The organism is Mesorhizobium sp. LEGMi-168a (assembly GCF_058312955.1).
Map to the genome: position 1 here is coordinate 341,743 of NZ_JBZEGV010000002.1, position 19,806 is coordinate 361,548.

Annotated in this window: 18 protein-coding genes; 6 read left to right on the forward strand and 12 right to left on the reverse strand. The window is 61.1% G+C overall.

Annotated elements, in window-relative coordinates:
• Window positions 1-3 precede the first annotated feature (3 nt).
• On the forward strand, window positions 4-1,518 hold the full coding sequence (locus AC4FWB_RS04905; protein ID WP_491024666.1) for a glycosyltransferase: 1,515 nt from the start codon (window positions 4-6) through the stop codon (window positions 1,516-1,518).
• 239 nt (window positions 1,519-1,757) lie between these two features.
• Here the strand turns inward: AC4FWB_RS04905 and AC4FWB_RS04910 are convergent, their stop codons facing one another.
• Complete coding sequence (locus tag AC4FWB_RS04910; protein ID WP_491024667.1) at window positions 1,758-1,967, reverse strand: hypothetical protein; 210 nt, start codon at window positions 1,965-1,967, stop codon at window positions 1,758-1,760.
• 415 nt (window positions 1,968-2,382) lie between these two features.
• Here AC4FWB_RS04910 and AC4FWB_RS04915 point away from each other — a divergent pair, with 415 nt between their 5' ends.
• The 3 genes from AC4FWB_RS04915 to AC4FWB_RS04925 all read left to right on the forward strand — a co-directional run bounded on the left by AC4FWB_RS04915 (window position 2,383) and on the right by AC4FWB_RS04925 (window position 5,628).
• Window positions 2,383-3,237 carry a class I SAM-dependent methyltransferase gene (locus AC4FWB_RS04915; RefSeq protein WP_491024668.1) on the forward strand — a complete coding sequence of 285 codons (855 nt, stop codon included), beginning with the start codon at window positions 2,383-2,385 and terminating at the stop codon, window positions 3,235-3,237.
• A 144-nt stretch (window positions 3,238-3,381) separates the two neighbouring features.
• Window positions 3,382-4,554, forward strand: a complete 1,173-nt coding sequence (locus AC4FWB_RS04920) for a hypothetical protein (RefSeq protein WP_491024669.1) — start codon at window positions 3,382-3,384, stop codon at window positions 4,552-4,554.
• 270 nt (window positions 4,555-4,824) lie between these two features.
• Window positions 4,825-5,628 (forward strand): hypothetical protein, encoded by an 804-nt coding sequence (locus tag AC4FWB_RS04925; RefSeq protein ID WP_491024670.1) that lies wholly within the window; start codon window positions 4,825-4,827, stop codon window positions 5,626-5,628.
• Between the two features lie 669 nt (window positions 5,629-6,297).
• Here the strand turns inward: AC4FWB_RS04925 and rfbD are convergent.
• The 5 genes from rfbD to AC4FWB_RS04950 form a co-directional block, all read right to left on the reverse strand.
• Complete coding sequence (rfbD, locus tag AC4FWB_RS04930; RefSeq protein ID WP_491024671.1) at window positions 6,298-7,206, reverse strand: dTDP-4-dehydrorhamnose reductase; 909 nt, start codon at window positions 7,204-7,206, stop codon at window positions 6,298-6,300.
• Window positions 7,203-8,315, reverse strand: a complete 1,113-nt coding sequence (gene rfbB, locus AC4FWB_RS04935) for a dTDP-glucose 4,6-dehydratase (protein ID WP_491024672.1) — start codon at window positions 8,313-8,315, stop codon at window positions 7,203-7,205. The genes rfbD and rfbB overlap by 4 nt, the downstream gene beginning before the upstream one ends.
• Before the next feature lie 14 nt (window positions 8,316-8,329).
• The gene (rfbC, locus tag AC4FWB_RS04940) at window positions 8,330-8,884 is read right to left on the reverse strand and encodes a dTDP-4-dehydrorhamnose 3,5-epimerase (protein ID WP_491024673.1); all 555 of its coding nucleotides are present in this window, start codon (window positions 8,882-8,884) and stop codon (window positions 8,330-8,332) included.
• Window positions 8,877-9,767, reverse strand: coding sequence for a glucose-1-phosphate thymidylyltransferase RfbA (gene rfbA / locus AC4FWB_RS04945; RefSeq protein WP_491024674.1), 891 nt, complete (start codon window positions 9,765-9,767; stop codon window positions 8,877-8,879). The genes rfbC and rfbA overlap by 8 nt, the downstream gene beginning before the upstream one ends.
• Before the next feature lie 235 nt (window positions 9,768-10,002).
• Complete coding sequence (locus tag AC4FWB_RS04950; RefSeq protein WP_491024675.1) at window positions 10,003-11,430, reverse strand: phosphomannomutase; 1,428 nt, start codon at window positions 11,428-11,430, stop codon at window positions 10,003-10,005.
• Between the two features lie 455 nt (window positions 11,431-11,885).
• Between AC4FWB_RS04950 and AC4FWB_RS04955 the strand changes: the two genes are divergently transcribed.
• Entirely contained in the window at window positions 11,886-13,256 is a 1,371-nt protein-coding gene (locus tag AC4FWB_RS04955) for an IS1182 family transposase (RefSeq protein WP_491024676.1), read from the forward strand.
• Between the two features lie 149 nt (window positions 13,257-13,405).
• Here the strand turns inward: AC4FWB_RS04955 and AC4FWB_RS04960 are convergent, their stop codons facing one another.
• Window positions 13,406-13,999 carry a biotin transporter BioY gene (locus AC4FWB_RS04960; protein WP_491024677.1) on the reverse strand — a complete coding sequence of 198 codons (594 nt, stop codon included), beginning with the start codon at window positions 13,997-13,999 and terminating at the stop codon, window positions 13,406-13,408.
• Between the two features lie 100 nt (window positions 14,000-14,099).
• On the opposite strand from AC4FWB_RS04960, the gene AC4FWB_RS04965 reads away from it, so the two are divergent.
• Window positions 14,100-15,008, forward strand: a complete 909-nt coding sequence (locus tag AC4FWB_RS04965; protein ID WP_491024678.1) for an MBL fold metallo-hydrolase — start codon at window positions 14,100-14,102, stop codon at window positions 15,006-15,008.
• Window positions 15,009-15,044: 36 nt separating this feature from the next.
• Here AC4FWB_RS04965 and AC4FWB_RS04970 read toward each other — a convergent pair whose 3' ends face one another.
• The 5 genes from AC4FWB_RS04970 to AC4FWB_RS04990 are packed head-to-tail and all read right to left on the reverse strand — an operon-like array spanning window position 15,045 to window position 19,763.
• Window positions 15,045-15,965, reverse strand: coding sequence for a phosphorylase family protein (locus tag AC4FWB_RS04970; protein ID WP_491024679.1), 921 nt, complete (start codon window positions 15,963-15,965; stop codon window positions 15,045-15,047).
• 14 nt (window positions 15,966-15,979) lie between these two features.
• Complete coding sequence (locus tag AC4FWB_RS04975; RefSeq protein ID WP_491024680.1) at window positions 15,980-16,771, reverse strand: ABC transporter permease; 792 nt, start codon at window positions 16,769-16,771, stop codon at window positions 15,980-15,982.
• Complete coding sequence (locus AC4FWB_RS04980; RefSeq protein ID WP_491024682.1) at window positions 16,764-17,651, reverse strand: ABC transporter permease; 888 nt, start codon at window positions 17,649-17,651, stop codon at window positions 16,764-16,766. The genes AC4FWB_RS04975 and AC4FWB_RS04980 overlap by 8 nt, the downstream gene beginning before the upstream one ends.
• Window positions 17,648-18,685, reverse strand: a complete 1,038-nt coding sequence (locus AC4FWB_RS04985) for an ABC transporter ATP-binding protein (protein ID WP_491024852.1) — start codon at window positions 18,683-18,685, stop codon at window positions 17,648-17,650. Before AC4FWB_RS04985 ends, AC4FWB_RS04980 begins: the two co-directional genes overlap by 4 nt.
• A 34-nt stretch (window positions 18,686-18,719) precedes the next feature.
• Window positions 18,720-19,763, reverse strand: coding sequence for an ABC transporter substrate-binding protein (locus AC4FWB_RS04990; RefSeq protein ID WP_491024683.1), 1,044 nt, complete (start codon window positions 19,761-19,763; stop codon window positions 18,720-18,722).
• Window positions 19,764-19,806: the final 43 nt, after the last annotated feature.

Consider the following 19,806-nt stretch of genomic DNA (forward strand, 5'->3'; position numbering starts at 1 on the left):
CGGTTGGCAAACGCGCCTACTGAGGACAAGACGCCGATTTCAGTGATCACGACAGTTTATGTTAATACGAACGTGGCTCTATTCCTGGAAACGGCGAAGTCGATTACCGCGCAGACCGTTACGCCACACGAATGGCTCGTCCTGTCCCACGGCCCGATTTCGGATGACCTTTCAAACGCGTTGGAGCGACTGAGGAATGAGGGCGTCCTTAAGTGGCTTACGTTGGACAAAAATCTCGGCATCCAGGGTGGCCTGAGGTATTGCTTAGAGCGGGCAACGGGTGAATTCGTCCTAAGTCTCGACGCCGACGATCTGCTGACGCCAGATGCCATTGCGCTTCTTTCCAACACGGTTGCAGAGTCGCCGGAAACTCGCGTTTTCTATAGCGACGAAGATATTTTCGTCGATGATATGCCGGTTCATCCTTTCTATCGGCCAGCCTTCGATCCGGTCCATTTTTTCTCACATTCCTACATCTGGCACTGCATCCTTTTTCATCGCGAGACGGGACTCGAACTGGACGCCTACACAAACTCACAGACCGAATATGCCCAAGACTGGGACCTTCTGATTCGATTTGTTCGGGCTGGACATGAACCGGAGCATATCCCCGAAGTCTTATATCACTGGCGTCACCACCGGTCTTCGCTGTCAAATAGCGGCAATCTTTTCGATGGTTCCGTCCGCTCAGTCAAAGGCTGCCTCGACGCGATCAAGCTCGGTGATTATGCGGATTTGCTTTCTATCGAGGAATATCCGATCGGGCCACCGGCGTCGGATTTCTACCTGCGACGCAGCTCTTCGGATGTACCACCGTGCCTGTTGATCGTCATGTCAGAGTCCGACGATGTGCATAGCGCAGACATCCAGGGAAACATTTTCTCCCGGTCGGTCCGCGTGCAAGCTGACCGCGGAGCAGATGGTCTGCAAGCGATCAAGGAAGCAATCCAAGAGAGTGGTGAAGCCTTTATTTGCCTGCGCAACGGCACAGTGACCGATTTCGAGGAACTTGGCGTTCTTCAGGCTTTCAAGCATCTTGAATTGGTGCCATCGGTTCAGATCGCGAGCGGCATGCTATCCAGCAGGCTGGGGATCGTTCTGCACGGCCCAGTGGTCAGGCTTGACGGTGAATTCAGCGACCTGAGCGCAGGCAGGCCGGCTACCGGTAACAACGCCAATATGTTCAATATCTGGAAGCCACACTGCGTTGATCTTCCGTGTCTCGATCTGATGATTGCTCGACGAGATTTTTTGCTTGATGCATTAGGCGCGGCGCCGGCGAACCTCGCCCTGCGCTCGCTGTCCTGGTGGCTGGGCAGGACAGCCTATCAAACAAAGCAACGAGTAGCTTTCGAGCCGCTTTTCATGGGATTCATGAAGGACGAGACGAAGCTCATAGGTGATCCGCCAGAATCGCTATTAAGAGCCGAAGCTGCTTTCGGCCCATCAGACTTCGACGGCAGTCCGCCGCGAGGGCTTTCGAGGATCGCAGCCATGTCTAGACATCACATGCGTTGACAAACGGCGACTGTGACCGCGCAACCATGCAGTTTTTGGCAGCATGTGCCCGCGGCCCTTTTTTGCCTTACCTAGCTTGACAACCTCTGATCTCCATCAACCGTAAGGCCAATGAACTACCGTCAGCGAATTGATGCTTGCTGCTGATCTTTGCTGCCCCCAGGGACGGTACTGGCTTGGGTACCTGATTGCCCGGGCCAAAATCTAGGCGTTTGCTGACCGGCGTCATGACAAGCATATCAGATGCCGACGTGGTGAAGTTTCCGGCCATCTTGAGGTTGCTGCCGGCAGTGACGGTAAGAATGGCCGTCAAAGATCATGCGAATGGTCGTGCCGAGATCGGCCGCGGCGTCGATCTCGTCCCACAGCGGAAACTCCGCCATAAGCCGATCCATGATGCCGGGCGCCTGCGCCAGGAAATTCGCCTGCGCCTTGTTGTTCTTCGCCATGCCGCCATCCTCGGTTGAACGGCGGCAGTCTAGGCGCGGATCAGCGGTGTAGACTTATCGGCCGGCTCTAGTCTTGCGGTGGACTTTCGGCTAAGGGGTCGAGTTTTGAAGTAGGGGGGAAATATTGAACGAGCAACACCGCGCCTTCTGGAGGCGCTTTAAGCGTCCAGGCGTATTAGAAGATCATAATAAAACTCGGGCGGAATTTGCGGCGCAGCAATAGCTGAGCCCTCCCGCCGCTGCAACTGCGCCATTTCGTCCGGTTTTCAGCGGCGATACTTCGCCTGCAGACACCGATCTGGTTGCCAGAATTGCGCGTTTCTTCCGCAAGGTGAGTGGGGAACACACCAATTCGGAAGACTCTTTTTGGAGGTGGATCGTCGACAAACACAAGGGTGAGGTTTCGGCTGCTCTGATGAACGACAACCTGGCGGAAGCCGGCAGGCTGTTGCGCGATCCAACGAGCACGCTTTTCCACTACGGCTTCGAGCATCTCGTCAGCGAGTTTCGCAATGCGTTGATCAACGGTGGCGAGGCCGCGCGGAACGACCAAGGCGCGAATTTCCACAAAAGGCTGGTCTACCTCGCCGAAGCTATCGGCGCGATCCGTCTGTCGAACCCCGAAAGCGTGGCGACGCTAGCCATCCATGACACCGATATGCTTGTCGACAGGATCGAGGCTGTCATCGGCCAGGAGATAGCGTTCCCCAATCCATTCCCGAATGAGTTCGGCATCGCGACGAAGCGCGGCATTGCGTCCTACCGTGCGATCAACTCGCTCTATCAGGCATGGCTGCTGAAGACCTACGCCTCCGGGATGGCGTCGCCTTCGGTCCTCGACATCGGCAGCGGCCTCGGCCGCACGGCCTATTACGCGCACAGGTTCGGCTTCAGGAACTACACGCTGGTCGCCCTGCCGACCTCGTGCGTCGCGCAGGCCAACTTCCTCGGCCGCACGCTCGGCGACGACCAGATTTCGCTACAGGGCGAGGACACACCGGCAGCCATCAACATCCGCATCCCTGAGTGGCTGCCGGAAGCACGACCGGTCGATATCGTCATAAACGTCGATTCGCTCACCGAAATGTCGCGGGAAAGCGCAGAAACTTATGTCCGGTGGGCGAAAGAGAACGCCAAGCTGCTGATCTCCATCAACCATGAGGCCAACGGGTTCACCGCCCGCGAGGTCATGCTTTCCGCTGGACTGAAACCATCCCGCGAGCGCTACTGGCTGCGGGACGGGTATGTGGTTGAGGTGGCGGAGCTTTAGCCAGCTCCGCCTATTTGAACACCCATGCCTTGAGAGTGCCGCCGGCAAGATCGAGCGAGCCGCCGCTTTCGTGAACTCACCGACACCGTATTGGCTGCGCTCACCCGGTCGGCTAAAACCTTAGCGCTCAAATAGAGGTGCCACTTGTCTACAGCAGTCGTCTATCTCGCCCGCCACGCCGAGGGTCCTGAGGCCGTTCGTGAGTTCCTGTCCAGCTACCGAGAGCATCCGGCCGGCGCAGCCCATGACCTGGTGATCATCGAAAAGGGCTTCCCGGAATTCTTTTCGTTGTGTGAAGCCGGGATGATCGATGAGACAGTCCAGACGATTTCAATTTCCGACGACGGCTTTGACCTGACCGCGTATCGCATCGCTGCCGAAACTCTCACGCATGAGAAGGTGTTTTTTCTCAACACCTTTTCGAAGATCCTCGCGCCGGATTGGCTGGCGAAGTTCGAGGCTGCCTATGCCGAACCTGACGTCGCGATAGTCGGGGCCACCGGCTCTTACCAGAGCCTGAACAGCAGTTACAGAGAAATCAGCAAGACCATCTGGCTCTGCCAGAAAGGCATCCCATACGATCCGGTCATCGAGGACGAGTGGCGCGACGAGCTGGTAAAGCACGCTCCTGCGTGGCTGAACAAGTCCCGCTTGCAAAAGGCGACCGGGCGTCTCCGGCGACGGCTAGGGCTCAGTGGCTACAACCCGGCTCTCGACAAGGAGTTTGATGAGTTCTGGGCCATGGTTTCCGGTCCTGGTGGGATTATGGAATACTATGTCCGCTTTCCGGAGTTTCCGAATCCGCATGTGCGATCGAATGCATTTATGGTTAGCCGCGAAGACTTGCTGACTTGGTTGCCGGCCGACATCAAAACGAAGGAAAAGGCATATCTGGTTGAGAGCGGCCCCGACAGCCTAACGATATTGGCGACAAGGGCTGGAAGGAGAGCCGTTCTGGTAGGAGCCGACGGGCGGGTATTCGACCCGCCCGATTGGCCAAAGAGCAGGACTTTTCGCCTCGGGCAGCAATCCAATATCCTTGTCGCTGACAACCAGACCAGCAGTTACGACGCCATGACGAAGCGGCAAAAACTCCTATTCACGAAATGGACGTGGGGGACGCTCGATCAGTTCACTGAAGAGGAACTGGACAGAGATGCCAGCCCCCATCCTCGCTCGCCGCCTAGACGGTCTTCATGGCCTCAATTCAGCAAGGGCGACACGTGGTTCGGCGAAAACAGTTTCGGCATACACCCGCTCGACGCTACAGGGGCATATGCTCCAAAACAGCTTCGTGGCATCACCGTGCCGCTATAGTAGCATCAGTCGCAGCAACACTTGTGTCCGATCCGGTCGAGGTGCCGCCGAGCGAAAAAGTCAACGTGCCCGACGCAGTGACTGTGAAAATTCCGCTCAGGCTATGCGCGATGGTGGCCGAGATCGCTTGCGGTCCCCTGCACAGAAGAGACGAACATCGGCACCAAATACGCCGGTCGCCGTGCCGCCATTGGTAAGTTGCGTGAGCAGTTCGCCGGCAGTCGCGCCTGCCGGCTGGCGTAGAGCGCGCCGGTAGGAGCTAGGATCGCCGTGGAAGATGACACGAGCGAGAACCAAGCCGATCGCTGGCAAAGGCGTCAGCACGCCTTGGCTGCCCCGCGCGTAGCAATTCCGGTCTACACGCCAGACGATTATCCACTCATCCGTCAGCTTCCCGGTACCGATGACATGCCGCCGACTTGGGAGGAATGGCGAAAGCTGCTCGAAGTAGCACAAAAGCAGCGCGCAAGGGCGGGCGATTATCGCGTCAGGCCCGTCCTCTTCCAAGCATGGCTCGACGCCAATTCGCAGGTACCCTCAGATCGTTCCAGACAGCGCTACGCTCAGGAATTGCTTGATACCCGTGCCGCTCGCCGAGTCGCTTACGACAAAGAGCACCGCCAAGAGATAGAGGCAACCGGCGAAAGGCCGGCCGCGCCAGTTTACACTCCCCATGACTATCCGCTCATCCTCGAGCTTTCGGTAGCAGGCGATCTGCCTGCAACCTGGGAGGAGTGGTGGGAGAATTTCAAAGCGTCTGAAGCTGAGCGCCGTCGCCAGGGCCTCTTCGCGACCCAGAGTCCGGGTTCATGCCGGAAAATTCAAAGCTTGGTTGCAGACCAACTCGCTCTCATCATCAGAACAGACGCGGCAGCAGTATGCTCAGCAGCGGCTGGACATGAAGCGCGCCAGGAGGGCAGCGCGTCGCGCCGAGGAACGATTGCCGTGGGCGACGCGCTTGCAGTTGTTGGTCGAAGCATGGCGGGCGCCCTCCCCTTCGCCCCACAAGGCGCTAGAAGTGTTGGCTTATGGCCTATTGGCGGTGGCGATTGCCGCTTTGCTGCTCTCCGCTAAACACGCCTGGCACAGTTGGATCTTACGCGAGTTGCGCGCTTGGCCGCTCCAAACGGCGAAATGCTTTCCAAGGCTGACGATAGTAAACCCACGATCGGGCGACGTCCCCGAGGTTTTTTTCTGGCGAACGACCCCCTCCGCAAACGAATTGGACGACTGTATTGACGATATCCCTCCTCCGACCGGACCCCGACAGGCTGGCGAAGGGCGCCGTGTCTTGATGCCGCTGTTGCGGTGAAACCCCCGAGGACATTTGGTCCGAAGTCGATTACGTCAGACTTGGCCGATAGCGGGCGCTTGTAGCTCGATGTCTTTCACAAGCGCCCGCAATTCGGCCGGAGGTGCGAGACAAAAAGTTCGAAAAGATTCCAGGAACCCCAGACAAACTGGACGCCGCATCGGACAATGAGGTTCACGGATATTCCGGCGAACGTCCGCATAACAGCGGTCAATCTCGTCGGCAAAAAAGCGTCGGGAAAGGTCTGTCGGCAGCTCCCTCGTGGGAACAAAAAGAAGAGAAGCAGAACTTTCGTGTGCGATTTTTGCACACGACATCCCATAACTAACTGATTTTCCTTAAGTATCTGCCCCATCCATCACAAGGGAAATGCCGGAATAAAAAAGCGCGCCCGTTTACCTCTGAAAATTAGCCAAGGATTGCTCAATCAATCACGCCTGTTCATGCAGTCCCAAGCCTACTCTCATGAAACGACCGACTACAAGCTCCGTCGACCGCCGCCACTCCGGCACCATCCATCCGAATGTGCTCTCGAATTTCGCACTCGAAAGCCGCGAATTGGCCGGGCGCTTCGCCTTGGTCGGATAGTCCTTGGCTGCGATGTCGCGCACGCTCGCATGCGGGCCACCAAACGCCCTGCTTGTGTCGAGGATGTGGCGGGCAAGGCCGCTCCAGTTGGTCTCGCCGCCGCCAGCCAGGTGATAGACGCCAAAGGCGGCAAAATTCCTGTCCTCTTGCAGCCTCGCCGCCGCATGCAGGATCGCGTCAGCGATGTCGAGCGCCGAGGTCGGATTTCCCCATTGGTCGGCCACGACCGAAATCTCGTCGCGGTCGCCAGCCAGCCTCAGCATCGTCCTGACGAAGTTCTTGCCGAAGGGGCTGTAGACCCAGGCAGTGCGCAGGATGAGGTTGCGCGGATTGGCGGCCGCCACCGCCTCTTCGCCGGCGAGCTTGGAGGCGCCGTAGACGCCGAGCGGCGCGGTGCCGTCGGTCTCGACATAGGCGCCGTCCTTGGTGCCGTCGAAGACATAGTCGGTCGACAGGTGGATCACGGGAATGCCGAGCTGCGCGGCCGCCTCGGCCACCTTGCCGGCGCCGGTTGCGTTCACCGCGAAGGCCAGGTCCTTCTCGTCCTCGGCCTGGTCGACGGCGGTGTAGGCGGCGGCCGAAACGACGATTTCGGGCCTTGCCGCTTCCAGCGCGGCAAACACCGTGTCGGGCCGCGCCAGGTCGAGCGCCGGCCGGCCGACGGCGACGACTTCCACGTCGTCTCGGCCCCGCGCCGCCTCGATCAGGCTCGCGGCAACCTGGCCTTCGCGTCCGGTGACGGCAAGCCTCACGCCGTTTCCTTCCTTCCCTCGGCCTTGCTGTTCTCGACCGGTTTGCTTTCGATTGACCCTTGGCCCAGCCGCTCGCCGTTGTAGCGCTGCTCGCGGATCGGCCCCCACCACCATTTGTTGTCGAGATACCAATCGACGGTCCTTGCCAGGCCGCTGTCGAAATTCTCCCGCGGCGCCCAGCCGAGGTCGCGCGCGATCTTGGAGGCGTCGATCGCGTAGCGGCGGTCATGGCCGGGGCGATCGGTGACGAAGGTGATCAGGTCGCGATAGCTCGCGCCGCCCGCGCGCGGCCGCTTGCGATCGAGAAGATCGCAGATGGTCTCGACAACGCCGAGATTGGTGCGCTCGGAATTGCCGCCGACATTGTAGCTCTCGCCCGGCCGCCCCTTGGTTGCAACGAGTTCAAGGGCACGCGCGTGATCCTCGACAAACAGCCAGTCGCGCACATTGGCGCCTGCGCCGTAGACCGGCAGCGGCTTCTCGTCGAGCGCGTTGAGGATGACCAGCGGGATCAGCTTTTCGGGGAAATGATAAGGGCCGTAATTGTTCGAGCAATTGGAAAGCACGACCGGCAGGCCGTAGGTCTCATGCCAGGCCCGCACCAGATGGTCCGACGCTGCCTTCGAAGCCGAATAGGGCGAGGACGGCGCATAGGGCGTTTCCTCGACGAACATGCCGCTGTCGAAGGGTAGGTCGCCGAACACCTCGTCGGTCGAGACATGATGGAAGCGGAAGCCGCCTTGGCGAGCCTCGGACAGCCCGCGCCAGTATACGAGCGACACGTTCAGGATGCGGTAGGTGCCGACGATGTTGGTCTCGATGAAGGCGCCGGGGCCGTCGATGGAACGGTCGACATGGCTCTCGGCGGCGAGGTTCATGACGATGTCGATGTCGTCGCGGCGCAATATCTCCAGCACCGCGCGCTCATCGCATATGTCGGCCTGCTCGAAACGGTAGTTGTGCGCGTTCTCGATCGGCCTGAGCGAAGCAAGGTTGCCGGCATAGGTGAGCTTGTCGAGATTGGTGACGCGGTAGGCCGGGTTGGCGCATAGATGCCGGCAGACGGCCGAGCCGATGAAGCCGGCGCCACCGGTGACCAAGAAATTCATGCCGCCGTCTCTCCTCACGCAAACACCTCCGCCATGTCGAGCGTCGGTGCGTTGCGATCCTTGTCCGAAAGCTGGAACCCGCCCGCAATTGCCGGCCATTCGATGCCGATCTCGGGATCGTCGAAACGGATCGACCGGTCATGCTCGGGCGAATAGGTATCGGTCACCTTGTACAGCACCTCGGTGTCCGGCACGAGCGTGACGAAACCGTGCGCGAACCCTTTCGGCACCAGGATCTGGTTGCCCTTCTCAGTCGATATCTCCAGCGCCACCCACTTTCCGAAAGTCGGCGAGGCGCGGCGGATGTCGACCGCGACATCGAGCACGCTACCCCTGATGACGCGCAGCAGCTTGTCCTGGGCGCGCGGCGGCAACTGATAGTGCAGACCGCGCAGCACGCCGGCTGCAGCGGAATAGGAATGGTTGTCCTGCACGAAGGCGAGATCGATGCCGGCCTCGGCAAAGCGCCTGGCATTCCAGGTCTCGCTGAAAAAACCGCGCGCATCGCCGTGCCGCTTCGGCACGATCTCCACCACGCCGTCGAGGCAAAGCGGCCTGACCTCAAGCACCTTGTTCCTCCGTCAGATCGGCAACGCGCTTGCGCAGATAGGCAGCATACTCATTCTTGCCCAGGCGCGCCGCGCGTTCCAGCACCTTTTCGGCGCCTAGCCAGCCCTGCTCGAAGGCGATTTCCTCCGGGCACGCGACTTTTATGCCCTGGCGATGCTCGATCGTGCGCACGAAGGAAGCCGCTTCATGCAGGCTGTCATGCGTGCCGGTGTCGAGCCAGGCATAGCCGCGGCCAAGCTGATGCACCTGCAGCTCGCCACGCTCGAGATAGACATTGTTGACCGCCGTAATCTCAAGCTCGCCGCGCGCCGAGGGGCGGATTGTCGAGGCGATGTCGACGACTTCATTGTCATAGAAATAGAGACCGGTGACGGCCCAGTTGGATTTCGGCTTCTGAGGTTTCTCTTCGATCGTCAAAGCCTTGCCATTGGCCTTGTCGAACGAAACCACGCCGTAACGCTCGGGATCGTCGACATGGTAGGCAAATACCGAGGCGCCGCTTTCACATGCCGCCGCGGTGCGGCAGAGCTGCGACAGGCCTTCGCCGAAATAGATGTTGTCGCCGAGAATCATCGACACGTTGTCCCTGCCGATGAAGTCGCGGCCGATGATGAAAGCTTCGGCGAGGCCGTTGGGTTGCGGCTGCTCGGCATAGGAGAGCTCCAGCCCGAACTCGGAGCCGTCGCCCAGCAATTCCCGGAAGACCGGCAAGTCGCGCGGAGTTGAAATGACCAGGATTTGGCGGATTCCCGCGAGCATCAGCACGCTCAGCGGATAATAGATCATCGGCTTGTCGTAGATTGGCAGTATTTGCTTAGATACCGCTAATGTAAGCGGATAAAGACGTGTTCCGCTGCCGCCCGCAAGGATAATTCCTTTCAACAAGCTCTCCTTGAACTACCGCGACCCCCGCCTCGACGCCAAGTTGCCCGTGCTTAGGTTTCGGGCACTGGCTTGTCAATTGTCGGACGCAGTTTCTTCTGGCGCTCTCCTCGCCTGCTTCAACCGCAGCACCACTTCATGGAGAGCCAGCGGCTGAGCCTCCGCCGGCCTTTTTCGCCAGCCCGACATTGAGCGCGCTTTGGGCAGCGCCCGAGGGAGCGCTTGGGCTCAAACTTCAACTTTCCAAGATTTGAGCTCGGCCGAGAGCGAGGCCCCAACCGAGCAATTCGTCTGCGCGGGATTGCGCTTTTGCTTCGACGTAGCAACGCAATTCGGGTGCATTGCCCGACGCGCGGAAGTGCACAACTTCTGCGTTGCGGGCGGTGATACGCACACCATCATGGTTGTCAATATTCGCGACGCCGCCGAGAACCGCGAAGATCTTGTCGGCATGAGCCGCATCAGTCGCCAACTTATGGAGAAAGGATGCGCTGGCTTCGGAAGGCACGCCCTCGAGCCGGTCACTTGCGCCGGCGAGAAAGCGAAAGTCGGCCGCGATCTCCGCGAGCGGACGGCCGGTCCTGGCAATCGCTGAAAGCGCGCAAAGAATTGGCAATAACGCATCCCTGGTCACCAAGGCCGGAAGGCTGCGCCCATCCTGCTCGATCGACGAGCCCAGGAGAACGCCGCCATTCGCCTCGAACCCCACGACACATCTTGCGCCCTCGGCGAGAGCTTTGCCGATACCTTCAATGACGTAGGGCGAGCCTACGCGTGTGCGAACCACGCTTGGGAAATAGCCGCAATGTTCCAAGGCTGAATTGGACGTGACCGGTGTGACAACGCAGTCGGCGCCCAGGACATTTGCAGTGATTGCGCCGACCAGATCGCCGCGCACGAAAATGCCGCTGCTATCCGCCACGAGCGGTCTGTCGCCATCGCCATCCGTTGACACGATCGCGTCGAACCGCTCTGCCGCCGCCCAGTCCTTGAGAAGCGCCACATCCTCCGACCTCAGCGCTTCGGTGTCGACCGGAATGAAATGGTCGGCCCTGCCCAGTAGTATCGTTTCGGCCTCAAGCCCGCGAAGAATGTCGACAATAATGTCTCTCGCCACGGACGAATGCTGGTAGACGCCGACGCGCAGACCAGAAAGGCTGCCCTTCCCAAAGAAGCCAAGAAACCTTTCGGCATAGCGGCGCGACGGTTCGGCGCCCAACCGCGCGGGTTCAACCGGCGATAGCGGGGAGACCGTATCCTTCATGCCCGCGTGGATCTCGACAATGTCGCCTTCGTCGCGCTTGTCGATCTCGCCGTCCGCCCGGTAGAATTTGAGCCCGTTTCTGTCGTCGGGGATGTGACTGCCGGTGACCATGATCGCCGGAGCGTTCTCGCTGCCGGCGTAAAGCGCGAGCGCAGGCGTAGGCAGTGCCCCGCAGTCGACCGGCACCAGCCCGGCCCCGGCTATCGCCGCATGAACAAGCTGCGCGATCTCGGGACTGGAGGCGCGAAGATCACGCCCGACATAGACCTTCGAGCCTTCCTTCAACGAGCCCCGATCCTGGAGCATGCGCACGAAAGCGGCTGTATAGATAAATGCCGGCGGCCCTTGAAGCTCGCTGACGAGACCGCGCAGTCCACTGGTGCCGAACTTCAAAGTCACGCTTGGCCATCCTTTCCGGAGAAAGTCGGCCCGGCGCAAGTCAGGCAAACCGACATCACTGTACACAGCCCGCGGCAGCGTGGTGGCGTTTGTGGAGCATCGAACAACGCGCCCCTACAGAGCAGGCCACTTAAGCGGCTGGCTGAATATTTCGTTAGATTTCTCTAATGGACAAAGGAGCGTTCCTCTGTCTCCAGCAAGGATAGTTCCTTTCAAGAAGGTCTCCTTGAGTTGCCGACCCCCCCCCCCCGGCCCCGCAAGCTGCCCGTGCTTAGGTTTCGCGAACTGGCTTGTCAATCTCCAGCTGAAGCAGCGCACAGCCGTCCCGCCGATTTCGGCCAGATGACGGGCACCGAAGCGTCAACACCGTCCAAATAAAAAGCCGGCGTGTGAGCGCCGGCTCAGACTGCTGACAAACCCCTGGCGTTAGCCGGGGGTTTTTGATTCACTGGGTCATGTTGAAGCGACCCGCCCCCGAACAGACCGCGCTTGAGATGGTGACGTTGGACCAGTTGGTCCCGGCGGACCATTTGTTACGCAAGATCGATCGAGCGATTGACTTCTCCTTCATCCACGATCTGACGGCGCCGCTCTATTGCGCAGACAACGGCCGCCCGCCGCTGGACCCGACCTTGATGTTCAAGGCCTTGTTCATCGGCTACCTGTTCGGGGTGCGCTCGGAACGTCAGTTGGTGCGCGAGATCGAGGTCAACGTCGCCTATCGCTGGTTCCTGCGGCTGAAGCTGACGGACAAGGTGTTCGACGCCTCGACACTGTCGCAGAACCGTCGGCGGCGCTACCAGGACGAGACGATCGCGCAAGCGATCTTCGACCGCATCGTCGAGCAGGCGATCCGGGTAGGTCTGGTTGACGGCACGGTGCTCTATACCGACAGCACCCATCTGAAGGCCAACGCCAACAAGGGCAAATACGACCTTGCCATGGTCGCCAGGTCGCGTGCCGACTACTGGGCCGATCTCGACCGCGCGATCGAGGCCGAGCGGGCGCTGCATGGCCAGAAGCCGCTGAAGGACAAGCAGCGCAAGCCGCCTGAGAAGCAGACCAAGGTCTCGCGCGCCGATCCGGAGGCCGGCTACATGGTGCGCGAGGGTAAGCCGAAGGGCTTCTTCTATCTCGATCACCGCACGGTGGATGGGCGCTGCGGCATCATCACCGACACCTACACCACGCCGGCCAACGTGCACGACTCGATCGTCTATCTCGGCCGGCTCGACCGCCAGGTGGAGCGCTTCGGCTTCACGGTGGCGGCGGCGGGGCTGGATGCCGGCTATGCCACGCCGGGCATCGCCAAGGGACTGGAAGACAGGAACGTCCGGGGCGTCATCGGCTATCGCAACCCGACCCAGCCAAAGCCCGGTAAGATGAGGAAGAGCGACTTCATCCATGAAGCGAAGCTGGACGGCTATCGTTGCCCGCAGGGTCAGTTGCTCACCTATGCCACGACCGATCGCGCCGGCTACCGCCAATACCGGAGCGACCCAGCCATCTGCCGCGACTGTCCGCTGCTGGCCTCCTGCACATCAAATGCCAAGGCCGAGCGCACCATCACACGTCATGTCTGGCAGGACGCCCGCGAGCGGGTCGACGCTAACCGGCTCACGGCATGGGGCAAGGCCATCTATCGCCGCCGCAAGGAAACCGTCGAGCGATCCTTCGCCGATGCCAAGCAGCTCTTCGGCCATCGCTACGCCCACTTCCGAGGGCGAACACGCGTCGCCTGCCAGTGCCTGATCGCCGCCGCCGCCCAGAACATGAAAAAGATCGCAATCAGCCTCTGGCCAAAGCCTAAACCGAGCCTCGCATGAGGCCCAACCTGCGTCGGCAGCCTCCTGACACCAATTTGCCAAGTGCAATCAATCCACAAAACAAAACCCCGAAAATCGACGGGGTTTGTCAGCGGTCTGAGCCGGCGTGTGAGCGCCGGCTTTTTGTCGGTACCGTTCGAACGGATTTTTCAGGGCCGCCTTGGCAGCAGCGCCCAGACGGCCGGCACCAGGCTGGCGGCCAAAGCCACCTTGATCAGGTCGCCGGCGACGAAAGGCGCGACGCCGAACTGCCACGACTTTTCCGGCCCGATCAGGACTGCCAGCCAGGCGAAGCCCATCGCCATCATAACGACCTCGGCGGCAAGCATGGCGCCGAACAGCTTGAACGGATGGCGGTCCCAGCCGCGGTCGGCGGCCCAGCCGGCGATCGCCGCCATCACCACGAAGCCTGCGAGGTAGCCGCCGGTGGAGCCCAGCATATAGGCGATGCCGATGCCCTTTTCCGGCGTGCCCTGGAAGACCGGCAGGCCCATGGCACCCTCGGCGAGGTAGAGAAGAAGCGTCGCGACGGCGAGGCGCATGCCGAAGGCCGAGGCAATCAGCAGGACGGCGAGCGTCTGCAGCGAGATGTCGACCGGGCCAAGCACCACTTTGGTCTTCGCCGACAGGGTAAGCAGGAGGGTTCCGGCGAGCGCCAGAAAGAGCTGTGTGGCGAGCCGGGCCGCGCCCTGGTCGGGCAGAGCGAGAGAAACGAGCGGACGCATCGTGGTTGCAGTTGCCATGGTCTTCCCCGTTGTGGCTGATTTGCTGGCTTTAATTTTCCTATATTGGCTTCCGGACAAGGCGGCAATCGTTTTGCCGCTCAAGCAAGCAGGGCACGGCATGGCGCTTGAATTCGACACACGTTTCGATCCCGCCTATGGCCAGGCGGTCGCCGTTGCGCCCGACGTTCTGCGCGTCACCGCCAGGAATCCGAGCCCCTTCACCTTCCACGGCACCAACAGCTATCTCGTCGGCCGCGACACGCTTGCCGTGATCGATCCGGGGCCGGATGATGATGCGCATCTCGAAACGCTGCTCACGGCGATCGGCGGCAGGCCGGTCAGCCACATCTTCGTCAGCCATACCCACCGCGACCATTCGCCACTCGCGGCGCGACTGAAAGAACGCACCGGCGCCACCGTGCTCGCCGAAGGCCCGCATCGACCGGCGCGGCGGCTCCGCATCGGCGAGGTCAACCCGCTCGACGCCAGCGCCGACCTGGGCTTCGTGCCCGATATCGCGCTGGCGGACGGCAGCCTTATCCAGGGCGACGGCTGGACGATGCAAGCGGTGCTGACGCCAGGTCACACCGCCAACCACGCTGCCTTCGCGCTCGAAGGCACCGGCATCCTGTTCTCTGCCGACCATGTCATGGCCTGGGCAACCTCCATCGTCGCGCCCCCGGACGGTGCGATGGCCGACTACATGCAGTCGCTCGACAAATTGATCGAACGCGAGGACCGTTTGCTGTTGCCCGGGCATGGCGGACCGGTGACAGCGCCGCGAAAGTTGATGCGCGGGCTGAAGACGCATCGCAAGATGCGCGAGCGGGCGATCCTGGAACGCATCCTTGGCGGCGACCGCACGATCAAGGACATGGTCGCGGCGATCTATCGCGACACCGATCCGCGGCTGCACGGCGCCGCCGGCCTCTCGGTGCTTGCCCATCTCGAAGACCTGGTGGCCCGCGGCCTCGTCGCCACCGAAGGCGACCCCGCGATCGACGGTATTTTCAGGCCTGCTGCCTGAGGCGCCCTCGCGCGTTCGCATTCCATTCCCGACACCTCAGAATCGGCTGGAACGCTCTGCCGGTTGAGGCGTCTTCAAACCATGGCAACTGCACTCCGGATCAGCCGGAAGCCGCGCGGCAGTTTCCAGCGCAACCCGCGAGGCCGTCATGGACAGGTTCGGCAACACGTCCGCCTGCAGAAGTTCCTGTCGATTGCGGTCCATGTAGTCGTTGAAACCCGCCGTCACGAAAGCACACGGCACGAAACAGGCGCCGATCTCGCGCGACAAAGTAGCCTCTGGTGCGATCGAATGGTTGAGCACATCCGCCCCCATGCTTCGAAACGCCAAAGCTTCGGCCGGGCTCGTCAGTCGCGGTCCGTAGCAATGGGCCGCCACCAGCTGCTGCTCGATGCCATGAACGCGGCTTTCGGCCGGCCAATGGCGACGCGCCGTCTCGGCCAGCACCGCCGCGCATCTTGGGCATACGATCTGCTTGCCCGAGCAGTCGAAGCTCTGGCGGCCGGGAAGCAGGGAGAACGGGGTCTGCGTCAGCTCGATTATGTCGGCGTTCACCACCATGTCGCCGGGCTTGATCGCCTTGTTGACCGCGCCGATCGTCGAACAGGCAACGACTTGCCGCACGCCCGCGCTCATCAGCACCCAAAACGCGCGGCGATGGCACGAATGGTCGATATGGTCGCGGGGATTGCCGTGCGAATACATGCACAGCGCGCGTTTTGACTTGCCCTCGGCGGTAATCGACCCATCGAACTCCAGCAGCTTCCAGTTGTCCGTGCGACCGAAGGGCGTTTCAAAACTCATATCGCGCCGCAAGATGCGCACACCATCGACTTCGATATCTTCCGGGAAGGCAAGCCCCCAGTTCGCCGATCCGGTGATGATGGCCAGCCCCACCTGGGGTATGTCCGTTGAGTGATCCGCCATATCCTCGGCCGCGTGATGATCGAAAGGCATATTTCCAGTCCCGGTCAGGATTTTTGGCGAAGGGCCACGATCAGGACGACAACCACGACGAGCGTGGTCCACAATGTCGAGATCGCCGCGATGGTCGGATCGATCTGATCGCGCAGCGAAAGGAACATCAGCTTCGGCAGCGTGCTGTTGCGACCGCTGGCGACGAAGATCGAAATGACGGACTCGTCGAGCGAGGTCAGGAAGCTCATCAATGCTGCCGACAACAGGCTGATGCGAAGTTGCGGCACAATTATTCCGCCAATGGCTCTGGCCCAGCTTGCACCGAGGCTGCGCGCCGCCTGAACCTGGTTCCAGTCGAAGCGGGCAAGCGCGGGCGACAACACAATGCACGCGACCGGAACGGCCAGCACGACATGACCGACCAGAACCCCGAACAATGTTCCGACCAGCCTCTGCGCGGCCAGCACGAAGAAGAGACCAATCGCAAGCAGGATACCTGGGACGATGGACGGCATGAGCAGCACGCCCTGAATGGCCGCGGCGGCCTTCCCGCCGAGCCGGTTCATCGAGATGCAGGCCAGTAGCGCCGAAGGCACGGCGAGCGCCGCCGTCAATGTTCCAAGGATCAGGCTGGTCCTGAGCGCAGCCATCCATGTCGCCGAGCCGAAAAAGTTCTCGTACCAGCGCAGCGAGTACGCGCGCGGCGGAAACTCGAGGAGATCGGAAGCCGAAAAGGAAAGCGGCACGACCACCAGTGTCGGCAGCATCAAAAACGCCAGCACGAGCGCTGAAAGGCTCCACAGCAGGATACGGGCCAGCCTGTTGTCTGGATACGCCTCAAGCATGGGCTGCACCGGCCTGGTTTCGCATGATCAGCCGTCGTGCCGCCAGGAACATCACGCCGATCAGCGCCATTGCAACAAGTAGCAGAAGGCCAAGAACGCTTGCCGAACCCCAATCCTGAAAGGCGGACAGCGTGCGCTCGATCCGGATGGACAGCGGATTCACCTTGCCGCCGCCAAGCACTGCCGGCGTGATGAAGAAGCCTATGGTGTAGATGAAGACGATCATCGAGCCCGAGACGACACCGCCGGCCGAAAGCGGCAGGACGACCGTGCGGATCACCTGCCCGAGAGTGGCTCCCATGCTCGCTGCCGCGCGAATGAGGTTTGCGTCGATATCGCGCATTGCGGCATAGACCGGCAGGAGAAAGAGCGGCAGCATGTAGTGAACCATGCCGATGAGCGTGCCCGTGAAGTTGTAGACGAGTGGAAGCGGCTCCGCCGTCAGCCCAGAACTGGTCAACGTCGCATTGATCAGGCCATCGCGCCGCAAGAGCACGAGCCAGCCATAGGTGCGCACCAGAATCGAGGTCCACAACGGCAGCATGACCAAGGCCATCAGCACGTTGGCCACCTTTGGTCTGGCGCCGGCAAGAGCCAGCGCCAGGGGCGTGCCGAGAAGCATGCAGGCCACAAGCGTGCCCAAGGACAGTTCAAAGGTCGTCAGCAATGCCGACCATGTCAGTCCGCTCGAAAGTACGTTCTCGTAGTTGCCGACGGTGTACCCGCCCGCGGTGGTCAGGAAGGATTGGCGGATAATCCAAAGGATCGGCAGGATCGCCGCCAGCCCAACGACGAAGAGCGCCGGCAGCGATAGCGAAAGGAAAAACCGTCGCTCACGACGCGCATCCGCCGCGAGCGCTGGATCCACGGGACGTCTCACGCCACCCCTCCCGGTATCGCGTGAACTCTCTGTGCCGGCGCATACGCGGCCACCCGCTGCCCGACGCAAAGCGCGGCGCAGCCGCTGTCCAGCGCTGCCGGAATGCAGACGAGAATCTCCTGCCCGGTGTCGAGCGCCAGCGTCAAAAGCCAGTTCTCTCCGCGAAACGCCTTGGCGCGCAACATTCCTTCGAGCACCACGCCGTCTCGTCCGACGAGTCCAGCATCGAGATGAAAGCTTTCGGCGCGGATCATCAGTGTATGGCGTGACACATCGGCGCCGTCGATCCTGCGCACCGAGCCTGGGGCCATGATATTGGCCTCGCCCATGAACTCCGCGACGAAGCGCGTCGACGGCCAGTCATAAATCCGCTGCGGCGTGTCGACCTGGAGGATGCGGCCGCAATTCATCACCGCGACACGGTCGGACATGGTCAGCGCCTCGCGCTGGTCGTGGGTCACGTAGATCGTGGTGATCCCCAGCTCATCGTGCAGACGCCGGATCTCGTACTGCATGGTTTCGCGCAGATTCTTGTCGAGTGCCGACAGCGGCTCGTCCATCAGCATAACGCGCGGTTCGAAGACGATGGCGCGGGCCAGCGCTACCCGCTGGCGCTGCCCGCCGGACAGTGCGGCAATGTTGCGGTCCGACTGATTTTCCAGTTTCACGCGTGCCAACGTATCGAGCGCCCTTCGACGAGCATCCGCCTTCGGCATCTTGCGCAGCACCAACGGGTACTCGACATTCGCCAGAACGTTCATATGGGGGAACAGGGCGTAGTTCTGGAAGACTATGCCGATGTCCCGCTTGTTGGGGGCAAGGCGGGTAATGTCGCGATCGCCCAGCACGAGCCTGCCGGACTCCGGCCGGACAAAGCCGGCCAGAGCCATGAGCAAGGTGGTTTTGCCCGATCCCGACGGTCCCAGCAGTGTCAGGAATTCGCCAGCCCGAATGTCGAGCGAGACATCGTCCAGCGCGACATAGGACCCATAGGCCTTGCGCACGCTGTCGATGGTGATCGGGAGCGACTTCATCATATGCCAGCGTCCGAGCTGATGAATCCGGGGCTCAGCGGTTCATCATCTCATCGAAGGCCTTTTGGGCGGCTTCACCGTTCTTGACCCACCAGTCGGCGTTCGAAAACACCGAAGTCCCGGCATTTTCGGGCGCAGTCGCCAGAGTCTGCAGACGATCTTTCGGGATGAGGCCGCTCTCATATGCGGCGGGATTGACTGGGCCATAAGCGATGAAATCGGTCAGCTTCGCCACGCGGGCGGGCTGCGTCATCGCTGCGATGAGCTTCATGGCCGCTTCCCTGTTCGGCGCTCCCTTCGGCACCCCAAGGCAATCCGTGCCGATAACAGAACCCTTGAACGTGTAGTCGACCGCGCCGTTATCTGCTTTCACGGTCTGAGCTCGTCCGTTCCAGGTAACGACCAGATCCGCCTCGCCGTCTTTCAGCAATTGCGCCGATTGGGCTCCCGAGGTCCACCACACGGAGACGTTTGGTTTGATTGCTTCAAGCCGCTTGATGGCGCGCTCCAGGCCTTCCGGCTTGCTGAGCACAGGATAGACGTCCGCCGGTGCCACGCCATCGGAAAGAAGCGCGATCTCGATCAAGTCCTGCGCGTTGGCGCGCAGGGCGCGACGGCCCGGGAATTTGGCGACGTCCCAGAATTCCGTCCAGGTCTTTGGAGGGTTGTCGCCATAGGTCTTGGTTCGCCACGACATGACGGTGCCATAAGAATCGAAGGGATAGCAGTAGTCGGACCGTGCGCCATCCGGAACGGATTTGGGGTCGATGATCTTGTAGTCGAGCGGTTCCAACAGCGATTGTGCCGCCGCCTGGGCGCCCTCCGGCGAGCCGAGATGGATGATGTCGGTCGTGACCGCACCCGAGGTGACCTGCATCTTCAAGGCAGCAAGGCCATCGCTTTGCGTTTCCTCGCGGACATCATAGCCGAGTTCTTTCGCGGCGGGGGCCCACATGGCCTCCTTCATGGCGTTGCCATAGTCGCCGCCCGCGGTCGTGATCGTGACCGTTTGGGCATAGACGGGCAACGCGGCCGATACTGCGATTGCGGCTAGGGAAATGCGTAGTGTCCAGGACATAGGTTCTCCTCCTCCGGATTCAGCAAAATGCCACTTTGTAGGC

Excerpts from the sequence above, each read along its gene's own strand:
- AC4FWB_RS04910 (WP_491024667.1), bottom strand. The coding sequence starts at position 1,967 with ATGGCGAAGAACAACAAGGCGCAGGCGAATTTCCTGGCGCAGGCGCCC.
- AC4FWB_RS04970 (WP_491024679.1), bottom strand. The coding sequence starts at position 15,965 with ATGCCTTTCGATCATCACGCGGCCGAGGATATGGCGGATCACTCAACG.
- rfbB (WP_491024672.1), bottom strand. The coding sequence starts at position 8,315 with ATGAATTTCTTGGTCACCGGTGGCGCCGGCTTCATCGGCTCGGCCGTC.
- AC4FWB_RS04915 (WP_491024668.1), top strand. The coding sequence starts at position 2,383 with ATGAACGACAACCTGGCGGAAGCCGGCAGGCTGTTGCGCGATCCAACG.
- AC4FWB_RS04990 (WP_491024683.1), bottom strand. The coding sequence starts at position 19,763 with ATGTCCTGGACACTACGCATTTCCCTAGCCGCAATCGCAGTATCGGCC.
- AC4FWB_RS04960 (WP_491024677.1), bottom strand. The coding sequence starts at position 13,999 with ATGGCAACTGCAACCACGATGCGTCCGCTCGTTTCTCTCGCTCTGCCC.
- AC4FWB_RS04965 (WP_491024678.1), top strand. The coding sequence starts at position 14,100 with ATGGCGCTTGAATTCGACACACGTTTCGATCCCGCCTATGGCCAGGCG.
- AC4FWB_RS04975 (WP_491024680.1), bottom strand. The coding sequence starts at position 16,771 with ATGCTTGAGGCGTATCCAGACAACAGGCTGGCCCGTATCCTGCTGTGG.
- AC4FWB_RS04955 (WP_491024676.1), top strand. The coding sequence starts at position 11,886 with ATGTTGAAGCGACCCGCCCCCGAACAGACCGCGCTTGAGATGGTGACG.
- AC4FWB_RS04985 (WP_491024852.1), bottom strand. The coding sequence starts at position 18,685 with ATGAAGTCGCTCCCGATCACCATCGACAGCGTGCGCAAGGCCTATGGG.